This window comes from Streptomyces sp. NPDC052042 (genome assembly GCF_044548345.1).
GTDB lineage: Bacteria > Actinomycetota > Actinomycetes > Streptomycetales > Streptomycetaceae > Streptomyces.
The window spans coordinates 59,669-72,591 of the sequence record NZ_JBIUBU010000007.1; the positions used below are offsets into that span (position 1 = coordinate 59,669).

General features: G+C 70.5%; 14 protein-coding genes. 6 read left to right on the forward strand and 8 right to left on the reverse strand.

Features of this window, described 5'->3' with window-relative positions; translation table 11 throughout:
- Both ACIHCL_RS14510 and ACIHCL_RS14515 read left to right on the forward strand, forming a co-directional pair.
- Positions 1-948 carry a J domain-containing protein gene (locus ACIHCL_RS14510; protein WP_399861383.1) on the forward strand — a complete coding sequence of 316 codons (948 nt, stop codon included), beginning with the start codon at positions 1-3 and terminating at the stop codon, positions 946-948.
- Positions 949-994: 46 nt separating this feature from the next.
- Complete coding sequence (locus tag ACIHCL_RS14515) at positions 995-1,339, forward strand: rhodanese-like domain-containing protein (protein ID WP_399861386.1); 345 nt, start codon at positions 995-997, stop codon at positions 1,337-1,339.
- A 146-nt stretch (positions 1,340-1,485) separates the two neighbouring features.
- On the opposite strand, the gene ACIHCL_RS14520 is transcribed toward ACIHCL_RS14515, so the two are convergent.
- The 6 genes from ACIHCL_RS14520 to paaA form a co-directional block, all read right to left on the reverse strand.
- Positions 1,486-2,847: an acyl-CoA dehydrogenase family protein gene (locus ACIHCL_RS14520; RefSeq protein ID WP_399861388.1), complete on the reverse strand. Its 1,362-nt coding sequence runs from the start codon at positions 2,845-2,847 to the stop codon at positions 1,486-1,488.
- A gap of 177 nt (positions 2,848-3,024) precedes the next feature.
- A complete protein-coding gene (locus ACIHCL_RS14525) occupies positions 3,025-4,083 on the reverse strand; it encodes a 2Fe-2S iron-sulfur cluster-binding protein (RefSeq protein ID WP_399861390.1) in 1,059 nt (352 codons plus the stop codon).
- Positions 4,084-4,596: a 1,2-phenylacetyl-CoA epoxidase subunit PaaD gene (gene paaD, locus ACIHCL_RS14530; RefSeq protein ID WP_399861393.1), complete on the reverse strand. Its 513-nt coding sequence runs from the start codon at positions 4,594-4,596 to the stop codon at positions 4,084-4,086.
- Positions 4,590-5,291, reverse strand: a complete 702-nt coding sequence (paaC, locus tag ACIHCL_RS14535; RefSeq protein ID WP_399861396.1) for a 1,2-phenylacetyl-CoA epoxidase subunit PaaC — start codon at positions 5,289-5,291, stop codon at positions 4,590-4,592. The genes paaD and paaC overlap by 7 nt, the downstream gene beginning before the upstream one ends.
- Positions 5,288-5,578: a 1,2-phenylacetyl-CoA epoxidase subunit PaaB gene (paaB, locus tag ACIHCL_RS14540; protein WP_399861398.1), complete on the reverse strand. Its 291-nt coding sequence runs from the start codon at positions 5,576-5,578 to the stop codon at positions 5,288-5,290. The genes paaC and paaB overlap by 4 nt, the downstream gene beginning before the upstream one ends.
- Positions 5,575-6,582 (reverse strand): 1,2-phenylacetyl-CoA epoxidase subunit PaaA, encoded by a 1,008-nt coding sequence (gene paaA, locus ACIHCL_RS14545; protein WP_399861401.1) that lies wholly within the window; start codon positions 6,580-6,582, stop codon positions 5,575-5,577. The genes paaB and paaA overlap by 4 nt, the downstream gene beginning before the upstream one ends.
- A gap of 118 nt (positions 6,583-6,700) precedes the next feature.
- On the opposite strand from paaA, the gene ACIHCL_RS14550 reads away from it, so the two are divergent.
- The 3 genes from ACIHCL_RS14550 to ACIHCL_RS14560 all read left to right on the forward strand — a co-directional run bounded on the left by ACIHCL_RS14550 (position 6,701) and on the right by ACIHCL_RS14560 (position 9,629).
- On the forward strand, positions 6,701-7,477 hold the full coding sequence (locus ACIHCL_RS14550) for a DUF5819 family protein (protein WP_399861404.1): 777 nt from the start codon (positions 6,701-6,703) through the stop codon (positions 7,475-7,477).
- Complete coding sequence (locus ACIHCL_RS14555) at positions 7,474-8,847, forward strand: HTTM domain-containing protein (RefSeq protein ID WP_399861407.1); 1,374 nt, start codon at positions 7,474-7,476, stop codon at positions 8,845-8,847. The genes ACIHCL_RS14550 and ACIHCL_RS14555 overlap by 4 nt, the downstream gene beginning before the upstream one ends.
- An 89-nt stretch (positions 8,848-8,936) precedes the next feature.
- Entirely contained in the window at positions 8,937-9,629 is a 693-nt protein-coding gene (locus tag ACIHCL_RS14560) for a TrmH family RNA methyltransferase (RefSeq protein WP_399861857.1), read from the forward strand.
- Between the two features lie 25 nt (positions 9,630-9,654).
- Here the strand turns inward: ACIHCL_RS14560 and paaN are convergent, their stop codons facing one another.
- Positions 9,655-11,355 (reverse strand): phenylacetic acid degradation protein PaaN, encoded by a 1,701-nt coding sequence (gene paaN, locus ACIHCL_RS14565; protein WP_399861409.1) that lies wholly within the window; start codon positions 11,353-11,355, stop codon positions 9,655-9,657.
- 123 nt (positions 11,356-11,478) lie between these two features.
- Between paaN and ACIHCL_RS14570 the strand changes: the two genes are divergently transcribed.
- Positions 11,479-12,072 (forward strand): TetR/AcrR family transcriptional regulator, encoded by a 594-nt coding sequence (locus ACIHCL_RS14570; RefSeq protein ID WP_399861410.1) that lies wholly within the window; start codon positions 11,479-11,481, stop codon positions 12,070-12,072.
- 288 nt (positions 12,073-12,360) lie between these two features.
- On the opposite strand, the gene ACIHCL_RS14575 is transcribed toward ACIHCL_RS14570, so the two are convergent.
- Positions 12,361-12,882, reverse strand: coding sequence for an Lrp/AsnC family transcriptional regulator (locus tag ACIHCL_RS14575; protein ID WP_399861414.1), 522 nt, complete (start codon positions 12,880-12,882; stop codon positions 12,361-12,363).
- Between the last annotated feature and the right edge of the window lie 41 nt (positions 12,883-12,923).

Genomic DNA, 12,923 nt, shown 5'->3' on the forward strand with positions numbered 1-12,923 from the left:
GTGACGCACGAAGCCGCCGGGGTGCCGACCACCCGGAACGACGATGACCGACAGGACGACGACCGGCAGTACGAGCAGCACGCCCGGCCCGAGCGGGACGGTCGGCCGGCCGACGGTGGGCCGGAGACCGGCGCCGCCGGGAGCACGGGAGCCGCGGACGGGGCGGCCGAGGAGCAACGGCCCGAGGCGCGGCTCGCCAGGGCTGTACGGGCGGCGGAGCAGGCGCTGATCGAGTTCGAGATCGCGGTGGAGACCTTCCGGGTCGAGATCGAGAACTTCTCCCGGCTGCACCACCAGAAGCTCGGGCCGATGTACGCGCGTCTCGACGAGCTCGATGCGCAGATCTTGGAGGCCCGGGCCGCCAGAACGGGTGATCCCGAGGATCTGCGCAAGGCTCGGGAGGCTCGGGCGGCCGTGATGCCGATGCCGGGTGTCGACGAGCTGTTCTACGACTGGATCGATTCCGATGGGCTGTCCCCCGAGGCGGCGGCGATGCTGAACGAGCAGCCGGTACGGCCGCCGAAGCGGGTCCGGCCGACCGAGGAGGCGCGCAAGCTCTACCGTGAGCTGGCGCGCAAGGCCCACCCGGACCTGGCTCAGGACGAGACGGAGCGGGCCCGCCGGGAGGAGTTCATCACCCGCGTCAACGCCGCGTACGGGCGTGGGGACGAGGTGCTGCTGGCGGAGCTGGCGCAGGAGTGGGCGGCGGGTCCGGCGGTGCCGGAGGCGGAGCCGAGCGAGAGCGAGGAGCTCTACGCCCGGCTGAACTGGCTGGCCGAGCGCAAGGAACTCCTGACGGCGCTGGCGCGCGAGCTGGAGGAGAGCGCCATCGGGGCCATGCTGCGGATGGCGCCCGACGATCCGGACCGGCTGCTCGACGAGATCGCCGATCAGTTGCTGACCGAGGTCGCCCGGCGCGAGGAGGAGCTGGCGGAACTGGTGCAGTAGCGTTCCTGGTGACTCAGGAGCGTTCGTACGAGAGAAGGAACCCCCCATGAATTTCGCCCCGCTGCCCTCGTTGGATGCCGCGGCGGTTCCGTCGGACGGCTTCGTGCTGGACGTCCGGGAGGAGGACGAGTGGGCGGCCGGGCACGTCGAAGGCGCCCTGCACATTCCGATGAGTGACTTCGTGGGGCGTTTCGGCGAGCTGACCGAGGCCGTCGGGGACGGTCGGCGCGTGCATGTGATGTGCCGGGTGGGCGGCCGGTCCGCCCAGGTCACCCAGTACCTGGTGGGCCAGGGCATCGATGCCGTCAACATCGACGGCGGCATGCTCGCCTGGGAGGGCGCCGGGCGCCCGATGGTCACCGACAACGGCAGCCCGGCCGTCGTGCTCTGAGACGGCCCGGCGCGTCCACTCGAACCGGAGAAATCCTGAGCCAGCGACATCCTGAAGCCGGAGGCGTCCTGGACCGGGGGTGCTGAACGAGGGGTCTCCCGAACCGGGAGGCGTGCCGGTGCCGTCCGGCCGGCGTGCCGTGGAGGTCAGCCGAGGAGGTGGGCGGCCAGCAGGTCGCCCAGTGCTTCCTCGTGCGCGGCCGCCGGGCCGAGGGAGAGTTCCACCTGTTTCGCCCAGGCATGGAAGCGGTGCAGTGGGTAGTCGGTGTCCGCGCCGAAGCCTCCATGCAGATGCTGTGCCGTCTGCACGACCCGTCGCACACCGTCCGAAGCCCAGATCTTCGCCACGGCGATGTCGCCCTCGACCGGAAGGGCGCCACCGGCCCCGGTGGACAGGCGCCAGGCCGCCTGCCAGAGCGTGACCTCCATGGCCTGAAGGTCGATGTAGCGGTCCGCGGCCTGTACGGCGACGGCCTGGAAGGTCGCGATCGGATGGCCGAACTGCTCGCGTCTGCCGGTGTATTCGCTCGTCATGGCGAGCACGGCCTCGCCCAGTCCCAGTGCGAGTGCGCACGTTCCGGTGGTGAGCAGGGCGCGCAGCCACTCCCAGGCCCCGGGAGTGTCGATCAGCGCGTCGCTGCCGACGCGTACGGAATCCAGCCGGACCTCGGCGAACGGTTCACCATTGGTGGAGATCTGCTCGGCCAGGGTGATGCCTTTCTGGGAGGGCCGGACGAGGGCGAGGACCGTTTGGCCCTCGTCCGTACGGGCGGGAACGGCGATCCAGTCCGCGGATCCCGCCCACGGCACCCCCGTCTGCACTCCGTCCAGCACCCAGACGGAGTCGTCGCACCCGCGGTCGGCCGCGTCACGGCGATCGCCACCGGGAGCATCATCCGGGGCGCCACGGGGGGCATCTCCCGCGATGCTCCCGGTGGGGGCGTCGGTGGCGCTCCCGGCGCCTTCGACACGGTCCCGGCCGGTGGAGCTCCCACTCGCACGGCCTTCGCCGGATCGTTCGTCGTTCGCCCCTCGGCCCATTCCGGGGGCCGTTCCACAGTCCGCCATCCGGGCCTGCCGACGGGCGGTGACGGCGAGATCCGCCGGGTCGTGGCCGGAGCGGCCGTTGGCCCCGACGGTGAGGACCAGTTCCCCCCGGCCGACCCGGGGCAGCAGGCCGGCGGCAAGCGAGGGGTCGCCGTAGCGCTGGAGCGCCATCGCGACCGCGCTCGTCTCCAGCAGCGGTACCCGAGCGAGCACCTTCGCGGACTCCCGCAGCACCAGGCAGAGCGCGACGGGATCCAGCCCCGCTCCGCCGTGCTCCGGCGACAGCGTCAGGCTCAGCAAGTCGCTCGCGGCGAGCCGGGCCCACAGAGGCCGGTCGATGTCATCGGCCACCGCTCCCGCCACGAGGGCTGGGCTGGGCACACCGTCGGGTGCGACACCCGAGAAGACCGCTTCCGCGGCCTCCGCGGCCGCCTGCTGTTCCTCGGTGAAGGTGAAGTCCATCGTCCCGTCCTTCCGCGAACCGCCGTTCCTGTGCCCGTACCTGACGGAGCGTCAACTTAGAACAAATTCTACGGGAAGGGAACAGGAAGGCGTGAGCGGGCGTGCGAGGGGCGGGTGGAGGCCGAAGCGGGGTGAGCGGAGCCGGTGCGGCGGAGCGGGCGGATGTCGCGGGCGGGGTCAGCGGTCGAAGTCCAGCTCCACCTCCGGTGTCGCCGGATGGGACTGGCATGCCAGCACATATCCCGCGTCCGTCTCTTCGGGTTCCAGCGCGAAGTTGCGGTCCATCCGGACCTCGCCCGACACCAGGAACGCCCGGCAGGTCCCGCACACACCGCCCTTGCAGGCGTACGGCGCGTCGGAGCGGCTGCGCAGGATCGTCTCCAGCAGCGACTCGCCCTCCGGCACCGGCCAGGTGCCGGACCGGCCGTGCAGGGTGGCTGTGAGGCTGCTGTGGGCAGGCGCTTCGGGCCGGGGCCCGGTGACCGTCTCCGGGCCGTCGTCCACGTGGAAGATCTCTTGGTGGATGCGCGAACGGTCGACGCCCAACCCGCGCAGCGCGCCCTTTGCCGCCTGCACCAGTCCGAACGGCCCGCACAGATACCAGCCGTCCACCTCCGCCACCGGGAGCAGCGCCGGCAGCAGCCGGCCGAGCCGGTCCCGGTCCAGTCGGCCGGAGGGCAGGCCCGCTTGCTGCTCCTCCCGGGAGAGCGCCGTGACCAGTTGGAACCTGTCAGGGTGGCGGTCCTTCAGGTCGGCGACCTCGTCCAGGAACATCGTCGATCCGGCCGTCCGGTCGCTCCGGATCAGGCAGAAGGAGGCGTCCGGCTCCCGTTCCAGGAGCGTTGAGGCCATCGACAGCACCGGGGTGATTCCGCTGCCCCCGACGATCGCCGCGAAGCGCCCGGGGCGCGGCATGAGCACGAAACCGCCCATCGGGGGCATGGCCTCGACCACGTCGCCCACGACGAGTTCCTTCAGCGCGTAGGTGGAGAACACGCCGCCGTCGACGAGCCGGATGCCCACGCGCAGTGTCGGACCGGCCTGCTCCCCGGTGGCCGGGGAGCAGATCGAGTACGAACGGCGGATCTCCTCGCCGTCGACGGTGTAGCGGACATTGAGGTGCTGACCGGGTTTGTGGCGGAAGGTCTCGCGCAGCCCGGGCGGCACGGCGAGGGTGACGGCCGCCGAATCATCCGTGAGCCGTTCGATCGCGTGGACCCGGAGCGGATGGAACATCTACAACTCCTTGAAGTGGTCGAACGGTTCGTGACACGTCACGCACCGGCGCAGCGCCTTGCACGCCGTGGAGGAGAACCGGCTCAGCAGTTCCGTTTCGGCCGAGCCGCAATGCGGGCAGCGGACCGAGAGTGTGAGCGGGACCGGACCGCCGGCGGGGGCCGCGGCCGTGGCGTCGCACGGGCGCGGGGGCGCGATGCCGGACTCGGCCAGCTTGCGCCGACCCTCCGCGCTGATGTCGTCCGTGGACCATGCCGGGGAGAGCACGGTGACCACGGAGACGTCCGGTATGCCGTGGTCGTTCAGTACCCGCTGGATGTCGGCGGACATGGCCTCGATCGCCGGGCAGCCGGTGTACGTCGGGGTGAGGCGCACGGTGACCCGTCCGGGGGCGAGCACCTGCACGCCGCGCAGTACGCCCAGCTCCTCCAGTGTCAGCACGGGCATCTCGGGATCGGGCACGGAGCCCGCCAGCCGGTGCAGTTCCGCTTCGAGAGGGGTCTCGGTCACCATGTCGCCCCCGGGTGGCTGCGATGCAGATGCTGCATCTCGGCGAGCATCCGGCCGAAGGGTTCGGTGTGGATGCCCTGACGTCCGGCACCCGCCGTCCAGGCCGTGCACCGGGGGCCGTCCGGCACGGTCAGCGTGGCCCGCTCCAGCACGTCCGTGACGGATTTCGCCCAACCGTCCCGCAGCGACGGCCAGTCGACCTCCACCCCCTCGACGGGCTGGAACAGCTCGCCGGTGAACCGCCAGAGGGAGTCCACGGCGCGCTGCATCCGCTCATGACTCTCGGCCGTGCCGTCGCCGAGCCGCAGGGTCCAGTGCTCCGCGTGGTCCAGGTGGTACGCGACCTCCTTGACCGCCTTCGCCGCCAGACCCGCGAACGGGCCGTCGCCCACCGCCAGTTGCCCGTACAGCAGGTGCTGGTAGGCGGAGAAGTAGAGCTGCCGGGCGATGGTGTGGGCGAAGTCGCCGTTCGGCAGCTCGACCAGTTGGACGTTGCGGAAGGCGCGTTCTTCGCGCAGATACGCCAGTTCGTCCTCATCGCCCACGAGGGAGAGCAGCACACGCGCCTGCCCCAGCAGATCCAGTGCGATGTTGGCCAGCGCCACCTCCTCTTCCAGCACGGGGGCGTGGCCGGCCCATTCCCCCAGCCGGTGCGAGAGCACCAGCGCGTCGTCGCCGAGGGCGAGTGCCGCGGTCACAGGTGCTTCACCCCTTCGGGGATCTCGTAGAACGTCGGGTGCCGGTAGGGCTTGTCGGCGGCCGGTTCGAAGAACGAGTCCTTCTCGTCCGGCGAGGAGGCCGTCACCTGGGTGGACGGAACGACCCAGATGGAGACGCCCTCGGACCGGCGCGTGTACAGATCGCGTGCGTTGCGCAGGGCCATCTCCGCGTCCGGGGCGTGCAGGCTGCCCGCGTGGGTGTGGGACAGTCCGCGGCGCGAACGCACGAACACCTCCCACAGCGGCCAATCGGTCGAGCTGCTCATGCCGTCGCCTCCCCGTTGTTCCGTACCGGTGTGTGCTTCGCGGCGTACGCGGTTGCCGCGTCCCTGACCCAGGCGCCTTCCTCGTGCGCCCGGCGGCGTTGGCCGATGCGCTGCTCGTTGCACGGGCCGTTGCCCTTGAGGACCTCCTGGAACTCCGTCCAGTCGATCGTCCCGAAGTCGTGGTGTCCGTGCTGCTCGTTCCACCGCAGGTCCGGGTCCGGGAGGGTGAGGCCCAGGGCCTCGGCCTGCGGGACGCATATGTCCACGAAGCGCTGCCGCAGTTCGTCGTTGGAATGCCGCTTGATCTTCCAGGCCATCGACCGCGCCGAGTGGGCCGAGGCGTCGTCCGGCGGGCCGAACATCATCAGGGAAGGCCACCACCAGCGGTTCACCGCGTCCTGCGCCATTTCGTGCTGGGCCGGGGTGCCGCGGCTGAGGGCGAGCAGCAGCTCGTACCCCTGGCGCTGGTGGAACGACTCCTCCTTGCAGATGCGGACCATCGCCCGGGCGTAGGGGCCGTAGGAGCAGCGGCAGAGCGGCACCTGGTTGGTGATCGCGGCGCCGTCCACCAGCCAGCCGATCGCTCCGACGTCCGCCCAGGTCAGCGTGGGGTAGTTGAAGATCGATGAATACCGCTGGCGGCCCGCGTGAAGCTTGTCGAGCAGCTCGTCACGGCCGACGCCCAGCGTCTCCGTGGCGCTGTACAGGTAGAGCCCGTGTCCTGCCTCGTCCTGCACCTTGGCCATCAGGATCGCCTTGCGGCGCAGCGAGGGTGCCCGCGAGATCCAGTTGGCCTCCGGCTGCATGCCGATGATCTCGGAATGGGCGTGCTGGGCCATCTGCCGGATCAGCGAGGCGCGGTACGCGTCAGGCATCCAGTCGCGCGGCTCGATGCGCTCGTCGGCCGCCACCGCGGCGTCGAAAGCCGCTTGGAGCGCCTCCTCGGCCCCCCCGGCCCCACCCGCTTCCGTCTGCGTCGTCTGGCCCGCAGTCACTGCCGTCATCCCGGACTCCCTACCGACCGACCGATCGTTCGGTTCGCTGTCTACAATGGTGAGTCGACGGCCCGTAGGGTGTCAACCCTGTGGACAACTCACCGGGATCGACGGGGATCGGGGCGGGATGGATTCGTACGACCAAACGGACGGCGAGAACGCGAACGGGGGAGCTTCGCCGGGACCGGTGCGGGGGCGGCACGGGCCCGGCGAGACCACGTCGGCCGCCGATCCGGAACCCGGCCGAGCCTCCCCGGGCGGTATCGCCGCACTCTCCCTTCCGTACCAGGCCGTCGCGGCGATCGCGCTGTCGGTGATCGGGCTGGTCGCCTGCGCCCATCTGGCCATGGTCTTCCTGCACGTCGCACCGTCCAACACCCTGACCAAGCAGCACGGCGAAGCGGTCGACGACTGGATCTATCCGGAGTTCGAACAGAACTGGAAGCTGTTCGCCCCGAACCCGCTCCAGCAGAACGTGGCGGTGCACGTACGGGCCGAGGTGTCGGGAGCCGACGGCCGGCAGCACACCACCGCCTGGACCAACCTGACCGGCGAGGACATCGAGGCGATACGCGGCAACGTCATACCCAGCCACATCCACCAGAACGAACTGCGGCGCGCCTGGGACTTCTACATCAACTCCCACGACAACCAGAACCGGGCCAACGGCCTGCGCGGTGAGCTGTCCGAGCGCTACATCCGCCGCATCGCGATGCGGCGCCTCGCCGGACACGACTACGGCGGGACCGTCGAGCGCATTCAGCTCCGTTCCGAGGTGCGGTCCGTCGAGGCACCCGACTGGAGCAACGAGAAGATCGGCACCAAGCCGTCCTACCGGGTGCTGCCGTGGTGGGCCGTGACCCCCGCCGACCTTCCCGGGAAGGCCGAGGGGAGCGACAAGTGAACAAGGCATCCCTCGAACGCGGGCTCGCGCGGGCCATTCAGCGCATCACCTCCTCGGCCCTCGGCCCGTATCAGAGCGCCGTCATCCGGATCGGTTTCTCCGCCACCTATCTGCTGTTCCTGCTGCGCGAGATACCGAACCGCCATGAGATGTACGGTCCCGAAGCCCCCTGGCACTGGGACATGGCGCAGCGGCTCATATCGGGCAACCAGGCGTTCACCGCGCTCATGTGGTCGGACAGCACGGCCTGGTTCGAGATCGTGTACGCGGTCGCCGTGCTCTCGGCGGCGCTGCTGATGGTGGGATGGCGCACCCGTGCCGTGTCGGTCCTCTTCATGGCCGGTGTGCTCTCCCTGCAGAACCGCAGCATCTTCATGGGTGACGGCGGTGACAACGTCATCCACCTGATGGCGATCTACCTTGTCCTGACACGCTGCGGGCAGGTGTGGTCGCTGGACGCGCGACGCGCGGCCCGTACGGCGCGCGCCGCCCGGGCCGCGGTGCTGCCGCGATCGGCAGGCGTGGAAGCACCGGTGCGGGAGGGAGCGTCCGAGGGGGCGCCGACAGGGCCGGGTGCCCTTGCGGGGTCGCCCATCGGGCCGGGCACGTCTGCGGGGGTGCCGGGCAGCGATCCGGTGAGGCCGGTACGGCGGGATGTGATCGGCCCGGCCCTCTGGGGGGCGCTGGGCCTGGTCCTGATCGCGGCCACTTTGACCAGCGGCCTCGGCGGCACCTGGTGGTTCCCGACCCTCCTGTGGGTCCTCTGGGCGGGCCACGGGCTCTGGTGGATCGTGAACCGGCGCGCTCCGCAGGGCGAGGTGCGCACCCTGCTCGATGTCCTCGCCAACCTCGTCCACAACGCCACCCTCGCCGTGATCATGGCCGAGGTCTGCCTGATCTACGCGACGGCCGGGTGGTACAAGATCCAGGGTTCGCGGTGGCAGGACGGCACGGCCTTGTACTACCCGCTGAACCTCGACTACTTCACGCCATGGCCCGCGCTGTCGGACGTTCTCGCGTCCAGCGGTCTGATCGTGATGCTGGTGAGCTACGGCACGGTGATCGTGCAGGTCGCGTTCCCCTTCACCCTCTTCAACCGGAGGGTGAAGAACGTCCTGATCGTGGCCATGATCTGTGAGCACGCCGGCATCGCTCTGCTGCTCGGGCTGCCCTTCTTCTCCATGGCGATGATCGCCGCCGACTCGGTGTTCCTGCCGACCGCCTTCCTGGTGTGGCTCGGCGACCGGGTGTCCCTCGGGTGGCGGTTGCTGCTCGGGCGCGAGGTCGACGTGCCCGGCCAGCGGCGGTCCGCCGAGGTCGAGGAGGCCCCGCAGCGAAGCAGGGGCGAAGGCCATACGCTCGTCGGGTGAGTAGTGAGAACGGCAGCAGCACCGACGGCATCGGTCACACCGGTGGTTTCGGCGGCTCCTCGGACGGCGGGAAACGGCCGACCGGGGAACTGCCCGAACCCAGGACGTCCGACGTGCCCGTAGCGGCGGTGGAGCCGACGCAGTACGACGAGGGGTACGGAACGCAGGTCGGGGTCGGGCCGCATCCGCTTCCCTGGCCCGTTGGGGAGCGATACGACCCGGAGCTGCTTGCCCAGGGGGACCGGCGCAACGTCGCCGACGCCTACCGCTACTGGACGCGGGAGGCGATCGTCGCCGACCTGGATCTGCGGCGGCACGACTTCCACGTGGCGGTCGAGAACTGGGGGCACGACTTCAACATCGGCTCCGTGGTGCGCACCGCGAACGCGTTCCTCGCCAAGGGGGTCCACATCGTGGGGCGGCGGCGCTGGAACCGGCGCGGTGCGATGGTCACCGACCGGTACCAGCATGTGCGCCACCACCCCGACACGGAGTCGCTGACCGCGTGGGCGGCGGCGGAGGGGCTGCCGATCATCGGTATCGACAACCTCCCCGGCTCGGTGCCGCTGGAGCGGACCGAGCTGCCGCGGCGGTGCGTGCTGCTCTTCGGCCAGGAAGGGCCCGGTCTGACCGAAGAAGCCCGCGAGCACGCTGCCATGGTGTGCTCCATCGCGCAGTTCGGATCGACACGGTCGATCAACGCCGGCGCCGCCGCCGCGATCGCCATGCACGCGTGGGTGCAGAGGTATGCGGAGATCCCGGCGGCGGGGCAGGGGTTCTGACAGGAGCGTGATCCCGTCGGCGGGATCACGCCTGGCGGCGGACCTCCACCATGCGGAAGCGGTTGGCCACGAAGGCGCCGTCGCACAGGGCCGCGTTCGCCGCCGGGTTGCCGCCCGAGCCGTGGAAGTCGGAGAACGCCGCGGTCTGGTTGACGTACACGCCACCGGTGAGGTTCAGCGACAGCTGGGCCGGCTCGTCCAGACAGATGTCCTCCACGGCGCGCTCCACCTCCGGGGAAGTGGTGTACGCGCCGACCGTCATCGCGCCCTTGTCGCGGATCGTGCGGCGGAGCAGTTCCACGGCGTCGGCCGTCGAGTCGACGGCGACGGCGAAGGAGACGGGGCCGAAGCACTCCGACATGTAGTGCTCCGAGTGGTCCGGCTTGTTGCCGTCCAGCTTGACGACCGTGGGCGTGCGGACCACGGCGTCGGGGAACTCCGCGTTGGCCACCTCGCGGGAGGGCAGGGCGACCTCGCCCAGCCCCGCTGTCGCCTCCAGCCGGGCTTTCACATCGGGGTTGACGAGGGCACCCAGCAGGGCGCTCGCGCGCGCGTCGTCGCCCAGCAGGCCGTCGACCGCCGCACCGATGTCGGCGACGACCTCGTCGTACGTCTTGTGGCCGGCGTCGGTCGCGATGCCGTTGCGGGGGATCAGCAGGTTCTGCGGGGTGGTGCACATCTGGCCGCTGTACAGCGACAGGGAGAAGGCCAGGTTGGCGAGCATGCCCCGGTAGTCGTCGGTGGAGTCGAGGACGATCGTGTTGACCCCGGCCTTCTCCGTGTAGACCTGGGCCTGGCGGGCGTTGGTCTCCAGCCAGTCGCCGAAGGCGGTGGACCCGGTGTAGTCGATGATCTTGATCTCGGGGCGTACGGCGAGGGCCTTCGCGATGCCTTCGTCGGGCCGTTCGGCAGCCAGGGCGACCAGGTTGGCGTCGAAGCCCGCCTCGGCGAGCACCTCGCGGGCCAGCCCGACCGTGAGGGCGAGCGGGAGCACGGCGCGCGGATGCGGCTTGACCAGGACGGGATTGCCCGTGGCCAGCGAGGCGAACAGCCCGGGATAGCCGTTCCACGTGGGGAACGTGTTGCAGCCGATCAGCAGCGAGATGCCACGCGGCGTGGCGGTGAACGACTTGTGCAGCCGGAGCGGATCGCGTTTGCCCTGCGGCTTGGACCAGTCGGCGCTCCGCGGGGTGCGGACCTGCTCGGCGTAGGCGTATGCCACGGCCTCCAGCCCGCGGTCCTGGGCGTGTGGACCGCCCGCCTGGAACGCCATCATGAATGCCTGGCCGCTGGTGTGCATCACGGCGTGGGCGAACTCGTGGGTCCTTGCGCTGATCCGCGAAAGGATCTCCAGGCAGACCAGGGCTCTGGTCTCGGGGCCCGCCGCCCGCCAGGCGGCCATGCCGGCGCGCATCGCCGGGAGCAGTACGTCCGGGTCGGTGTGCGGGTACTCGACGCCCAGCTCCGGCCCGTAGGGGGAGACCTCCTTGCCCGTCCAGCCGTCGGTGCCCGGCTGGTCGAGGTCGAATCGGGTGTGCAGCACGGCGTCGAAGGCCGCCTTGCCCTCGGCGGGGCTCAGGCTGCCTGGGGCGCCGCCGTCGCCGTACGCCTTCGGATGCTCGGGATGCGGGGACCAGTACGCGCGCGTGCGGATCGCGTCGAGGGCCTGGTCGAGCGTGGGGCGGTGCTTCTCGGAAAGCAGATGCGGGGTGAGCTCGTCGGCCATGACGGACCAACTCCTCATCGAGCTGGGCAGGGACGGATGGACAGAGTTAGAGTAACCGAACGATCGGTCGGGACAAGGGGGCCCGCCAAACCTGTGGACAACTCGTAGGGGAGGATCGCGGACATGACCACGGCCAAGCGGGACACGTACACACCGGAGACCCTGCTCACCGTCGCCGTCCGTGTCTTCAACGAGCGCGGCTACGACGGCACGTCGATGGAGCATCTCTCCAGGGCGGCGGGCATCTCCAAGTCCTCCATCTACCACCACGTCACGGGCAAGGAGGACCTGCTCCACCGTGCGGTGAGCCGGGCGCTGGACGGGCTCTTTGGCATTCTCGACGAACCCGGCGCGACGCAGGGGCGGGCGATCGAGCGCGTCGAGTACGTCACGCGTCGAACCGTCGACGTGCTGATAGCCGAGCTCCCCTACGTCACCCTGTTGCTGCGTGTGCGGGGCAACACGAAGACGGAGCGCTGGGCGATGGAGCGGCGGCGCGAGTTCGACCAGCGGGTGACCGAGCTGCTCGGGGCGGCCGTCGCCGAAGGCGATCTCCGCTCCGACATGGACATACGACTGGTGACGCGGCTGCTGTTCGGAATGGTCAACTCCCTGGTGGAGTGGTACCGACCGCAGCCGGACGGCGGCGTTGACGGCGAGCGGCTGGCGGACACGCTCGTGCGGGTGGCCTTCGAGGGGATGCGCTCCAGCGGCTGAGGCCCGGCACCCGAGACCTGGCGGGTGGGAGCGGGGCGTCCGCCCCGGCGGTCGGGGGACCGTGCCGGGCGGGATCGGGTGCCCACTATCCGGTGGCGGCTGGTCGGGCGGGGTGGGGGAACCGGTGAGCGCCGGCCGGTGGAGTGCGGCGGACGGGCCGGCTCGGCGAGGTCCGGTCGTGGTTCTGCCCGCGGAAATCCTGGCGCCCCGGCCGTCGACGGCGGAACCGCCCTCGTCATCCGCCGCTCTTCGCGGGCGCCCGGGCTGCCCGCGCGGCCCTGGCCACCGTCAGGTGAGCTCGGTGGGCTGGTCCGGACCCGGGCCCAGGTCCGTCTCCTCGAACACGAGAAGCGTGCGGGTGGAGAGCACCTCCGGAATGGCCTGGATCTTCGTCAGGACCAGTTCGCGCAGCGACCGGTTGTCCGGGGTGTGCACGAGCAGCAGGACATCGAAGTCGCCGCTGACGAGCGCGATGTGGGTCGCACCCGGCAGGGCCTGGAGTTGCTCGCGCACGGTGCGCCAGGAATTCTGGACGATCTTGAGCGTGATGTAGGCGGAGGCGCCCTGGCCTGCCCGTTCGTGGTTGACGCGGGCACTGAAACCACGGATCACGCCGTCGTCGATGAGCCGGTTGATCCGCGCGTACGCGTTGGCGCGGGACACATGAACGCGTTCGGCCACCGACCGTATCGAGGCGCGGCCGTCCGTCTGGAGCAGCCGCAGGATGTCCCGGTCGATGGCGTCGAGCGGACGCGCCGGCGGTATCCGGTCGGATACCTCGGTCTCCTCGGCCATTTGTTCAGCTGCCATGTGTCCGCGCCTCCTCGTCCTGGACGACCTGCCCCTATCCC

Coding starts and splice junctions, on each gene's coding strand:
- ACIHCL_RS14520 (WP_399861388.1), bottom strand. CDS start 2,847: ATGGACTTCACCTTCACCGAGGAACAGCAGGCGGCCGCGGAGGCCGCG.
- ACIHCL_RS14515 (WP_399861386.1), top strand. CDS start 995: ATGAATTTCGCCCCGCTGCCCTCGTTGGATGCCGCGGCGGTTCCGTCG.
- ACIHCL_RS14570 (WP_399861410.1), top strand. CDS start 11,479: ATGACCACGGCCAAGCGGGACACGTACACACCGGAGACCCTGCTCACC.
- paaD (WP_399861393.1), bottom strand. CDS start 4,596: ATGGTGACCGAGACCCCTCTCGAAGCGGAACTGCACCGGCTGGCGGGC.
- ACIHCL_RS14525 (WP_399861390.1), bottom strand. CDS start 4,083: ATGTTCCATCCGCTCCGGGTCCACGCGATCGAACGGCTCACGGATGAT.
- ACIHCL_RS14575 (WP_399861414.1), bottom strand. CDS start 12,882: ATGGCAGCTGAACAAATGGCCGAGGAGACCGAGGTATCCGACCGGATA.
- paaA (WP_399861401.1), bottom strand. CDS start 6,582: ATGACGGCAGTGACTGCGGGCCAGACGACGCAGACGGAAGCGGGTGGG.
- ACIHCL_RS14550 (WP_399861404.1), top strand. CDS start 6,701: ATGGATTCGTACGACCAAACGGACGGCGAGAACGCGAACGGGGGAGCT.
- paaN (WP_399861409.1), bottom strand. CDS start 11,355: ATGGCCGACGAGCTCACCCCGCATCTGCTTTCCGAGAAGCACCGCCCC.
- paaB (WP_399861398.1), bottom strand. CDS start 5,578: ATGAGCAGCTCGACCGATTGGCCGCTGTGGGAGGTGTTCGTGCGTTCG.